The organism is Flavobacterium frigoritolerans (assembly GCF_025847275.1).
In the GTDB taxonomy this organism is placed as follows: domain Bacteria; phylum Bacteroidota; class Bacteroidia; order Flavobacteriales; family Flavobacteriaceae; genus Flavobacterium; species Flavobacterium frigoritolerans.
Window position 1 is genome coordinate 1 of sequence record NZ_JAOZEV010000052.1, and the last position, 1,272, is coordinate 1,272.

Annotated in this window: 2 protein-coding genes; both read left to right on the forward strand. The window is 32.1% G+C overall.

What is annotated here, in order from left to right; translation table 11 throughout:
• Positions 1–68: 68 nt before the first annotated feature.
• A complete protein-coding gene (locus OIU80_RS20815) occupies positions 69–371 on the forward strand; it encodes a transposase (RefSeq protein ID WP_210668457.1) in 303 nt (100 codons plus the stop codon).
• On the forward strand, positions 371–1,234 hold the full coding sequence (locus tag OIU80_RS20820) for an IS3 family transposase (protein WP_264288883.1): 864 nt from the start codon (positions 371–373) through the stop codon (positions 1,232–1,234). Before OIU80_RS20815 ends, OIU80_RS20820 begins: the two co-directional genes overlap by 1 nt.
• Positions 1,235–1,272: the final 38 nt, after the last annotated feature.

The following is a 1,272-nucleotide window of genomic DNA, read 5'->3' on the forward strand; positions in this document are numbered from 1 at the left end:
TGGAGTTGCTACATTTACTGGGACATAAATTTTAAGACTGTTTAAATAAAAATAAATATCTTAGAATTATGAAAAAACGAGTTTACAGTGCTGAGTTTAAATCATCAGCAGTACGATTAAGTTACGAGCGGGAAAACATCAAAGAATTAGCAGATGAACTAGGTATCCAGGTAGAGCGTATTTATAAATGGAGATCCTCTGAAAAAACATTTACTAATCCAAAACCAATTATTTCTAAAAAAACAGAAACAGATTCTTTAGAAGTTAAACAACTTCGAAAAGCTCTTAAGGAAAAAGAATTAGAGCTTGAGATATTAAAAAAGGCCGTTCACATCTTTTCCAAGAGCGATGGGAAATCTACCAATTCATAGTGAGCTATAAACATTTATATCCTATTGAAAAGATGTGCAGCGTTTTAAAAGTAAGCCGAAGCAGTTATTATAGATGGTTTAGCGGCGGGCCTTCTAATAGATCTATAGAAAATAGTCTATTTACAGACTTGATAAAAGAAGTTTTTGATTTAAGCAGTCAAACTTATGGAAGTCCCAGAATAGCGGAACAGCTAAAAAGAAAAGGATATAAAATATCCAAAAGGAAAGTTGCTAAATTGATGCTTCTTAATGGCTGGAGAAGTAAACTTAAAAGACGCTTTAAAGTGACCACGGATTCTAATCATCGATATCCAGTGTGCAGTAATCATCTCAATAGAAATTTTACACCAAAATTACTTAATGAGGTCTGGGTGTCTGATATAACTTATATAAGAACAGCTGCCGGCTGGTTATATCTTACTACTATTATTGATTTATATGACAGGCAGGTTATAGGATGGTCATTAAGCACACGAATGTATACCGATCAAACGATTATTCCAGCTTGGAAAATGGCAGTATCAAAAAGAGAAATAACAGAATCTTTACTTTTTCATTCAGATAGAGGAATACAATATGCTTCGATAGAATTCAGAAAATTGATTAATAAAAATACTTTAATCACCCAAAGTATGAGTAGAAAAGCTAATTGTTGGGATAATGCTGTAGCTGAAAGTTTTTTCAAGACCCTTAAAGCAGAACTTATCTATCAGCATAAATTCACAACCATTGAAGAAGCTAAATTAGCAGTCTTTGAATATATAGAAGTATGGTATAATAGAAAACGTCTGCATTCTTCTTTGGGATATAAAACACCTAAAGAAATGGAACTAGAATTTTATAAAATTAAAAGTGTAGCATAGGTCTTAAAAAAATTGTCCGACTTTTTGTTGCAAGTCCA